The organism is Acinetobacter sp. CIP 102136 (genome assembly GCF_000369685.1).
Lineage (GTDB): Bacteria > Pseudomonadota > Gammaproteobacteria > Pseudomonadales > Moraxellaceae > Acinetobacter > Acinetobacter fasciculus.
Genome location: NZ_KB850150.1, coordinates 1 through 2,836, shown reverse-complemented (window position 1 = coordinate 2,836; position 2,836 = coordinate 1). Strand labels below are relative to the sequence as shown.

The 2,836-nt window shown below is 33.5% G+C and carries 2 protein-coding genes; both read left to right on the top strand.

What is annotated here, in order from left to right; genetic code table 11:
* Nucleotides 1–186: 186 nt before the first annotated feature.
* The gene (locus F893_RS16640) at nt 187–1,383 is read left to right on the top strand and encodes a reverse transcriptase domain-containing protein (protein WP_005248997.1); all 1,197 of its coding nucleotides are present in this window, start codon (nt 187–189) and stop codon (nt 1,381–1,383) included.
* A gap of 165 nt (nt 1,384–1,548) precedes the next feature.
* On the top strand, nt 1,549–2,667 hold the full coding sequence (locus F893_RS16635) for a Fic family protein (RefSeq protein WP_005248996.1): 1,119 nt from the start codon (nt 1,549–1,551) through the stop codon (nt 2,665–2,667).
* The last annotated feature ends 169 nt before the right edge of the window (nt 2,668–2,836 follow it).

Below are 2,836 nucleotides of genomic sequence, written 5' to 3'. Positions count from 1 at the left end.
CCAAACTCTGGCAAACATCTCAATGAGGCTTCCCGAGTAGTGCACATCACACCGATATCAGCAGGGAACTTGACACGATGGACGTCCTTCATCGAAAAATTAGTGAACAGCGGTGAGGGTGATATGCGTATAACACAGACTTTCAGCCTGTATGGGTAGCCTTGTAAAGCATACAGTGAAGAGAGCATGGATTTTCAGAAGTTCTTTAAAGAACACTTTTTTAAAAAATTTAAAACTTTATTTATTAAACAACCTAAATATTTATTAGATATAAAATATTATCCTGAGTATCTTTCCTTCAATGAATTTGATTCCAGAAAAGAGCAAATTTTATCCAGTCTTTTACTAGATTTTTCTGATCGAAAATATTTTCCTCAAGCTTTACACCCTGTATTGATACCTAAACCAGATGGTTCATTACGTCTAATATGTATTCCGTCTATCCAAGATCGTTTAGTACAACAAATAATTTTAGAATATATAAGAGAAAAATACCCAGAAAAATATAAGTTAGCGACTGATTATGATTTTTCGTCTAAGAAAGAAGAGGGTGGTGCTATTAAAGCAAGATGCGTAGCATTAGGCTTTAGAAATCAATATTCTCATGTATTAAAGACTGATATATCTGCATTTTTTGATAATTTAGATAGAAAAATAATTAAAAAGAATATTGATATTCAAATAGGTATAAAAGAAATTGATTTTATTTTAGAAAAAATTATAAACATTGATATTAAGTTGCCCCCCCCCCATTCAATTGAATCTAAAGAATTTGAATTTTTAAAATCCAAAAAAGGAAAAGGAATTAGACAGGGCATGCCTATGTCTTCATTCTTTGCGTCTCTTTATTTATATGATTTTGACAATTTTATGAATATAAAAAACATAAAATATGTCAGATATGCTGATGATTTAATTGTATTTTGTTCATCCTATAAACAAGCTAAACAAAATTTATTACTAATAAAAGATGAACTTATAAAAATTAAACTCACTGTTCCAGATCTTGAAGAACGTACTAAAACGAAAATAGTTAAAAATCAATCTATTGATTTTTTAGGGTTAGAATTTAGGTATACAGGAAAGTATTTTAGATCGTTTATACCTAACTCAACATTTGAAAAAGTTAGTACAAAATTATTAGCTTATGATTCTTTAAACAAAAATATAAAAAGGCAAAAAAACTTTCCTGATGTAATTCAAGATATTAATTATATTACAAACGGGTATAAAGCAGCTTTCTCTGATGCCTGTAATACAAGCGAGCTAGATAAAGAAATTAGTGAAATCAAAACAAAAGTTTTCTCTAAATTGATGTCCTCTATAGACATAGATATTAATACTTTAAGCGCTAGACAGAAGAAATTCTTTTTTAGTTTATAAACTTTTATTTAACATAAAATCTCTTATGCGAAATTCGTATGTAAGCCTCAAATAGAAATGTCCTAGATAAATAGATGAGCTAATTAACCGATATATTCGGCTCATTAATTGATCTGAATATATGCTATATTCAACTCATCTTAGATTTTCAGAGAAAGATTGAAAATGCAGGAATGGATTTGGCAAATACAAAACTGGACAAATTTCACATGGCAAGATTCAATTATCTTACCTAAAACCAGACAGATACATCAAAAAATAGGGTTTCTTCTTGGACAAAGTCAGCATGATTTAGCAAAAGAACAATTCACTCTAGATACTCTACTTGCCAATCTTGTTGCTTCATCAGCAATTGAAAATGAAACCATCAATGTTTTTTCATTGCGATCATCTCTAGCTCAACGCTTGGGTGTCACGCTTGAACAGCCTTATCCAAGCTCAGATCGATCAGAAGGTTTAGCCAATATCATGCTAGATGCACTTAACGATGTTAAGCAACCACTGACTGTTGAGCGTCTCATGCAATGGCATCGTTGGCTTTTCAATGATCCAGACTGGACAATGCAACGTTTACGCATTGGTCAACTCCGGGGATCAGAGCCTATGCAGGTCGTTTCAGGTCGATTGCATTACCCTAAAGTACATTTTGAAGCACCTCCAAGAGAAGGCTTAGAAGATCGCTTAAATGCCTTCATAGAGTGGTTTAATCAGAGTTTAAATGATTCATTGCTTGATCCATTGTTACGTGCAGGCATTACCCATTTATGGTTTGTTACTCTGCATCCTTTTGATGATGGTAATGGCCGTATTACACGTACACTTACAGACCTTGCTCTCGCTCAAATGGATGAACAGAGCATCCGTTTGTATGCAATGTCTACTGCGATATTAAACAAACGTAAAAGTTACTATGAGGTATTAGAGCAAACCCAAAAAAATGATTCTGATATCACAAATTGGCTGATTTGGTTTCTAGACACATTGAATGATAGCCTTGAAAAAACCTTGGCGCAGATCAGTCGAACATTATTTAAAAGTCAATTTTGGCATAAACATTCAAATTCAACCCTGGGTGAAGAACAACGCAAAGTTCTAAATCGTTTATTAGACGGTGGAGAAAATGGCTTTGAACATGGTATTAGTGCTTCACAATATCAAAAGGTTGCTAAAGTCAGTAAAGCAACAGCTACTCGCCATTTATCAGACCTACTTGAGAAAGAATGTATCGTCAAATTAGAAGGTGGTGGACGTAATACACGCTATCAGATTAATACTCAGTTATAGATATTCTTAGTAATAAAAAACCCCGGCATCCTGCCGGGGTTTCTCATATTGGGTTGCTAGGTATGACTCCTGTCTTACCTCACGCTCCTGGTGCGATCTTTCTTATTCTTGTTGTTTGGAACATCCTGTTCTCTATGACTTCATCATAGGAAAATTCACCTATCCTGGA

What these genes read in the sequence shown, in the direction of transcription:
- F893_RS16635 (WP_005248996.1), top strand. Translation starts at nt 1,549, where the DNA reads ATGCAGGAATGGATTTGGCAAATACAAAACTGGACAAATTTCACATGG.
- F893_RS16640 (WP_005248997.1), top strand. Translation starts at nt 187, where the DNA reads ATGGATTTTCAGAAGTTCTTTAAAGAACACTTTTTTAAAAAATTTAAA.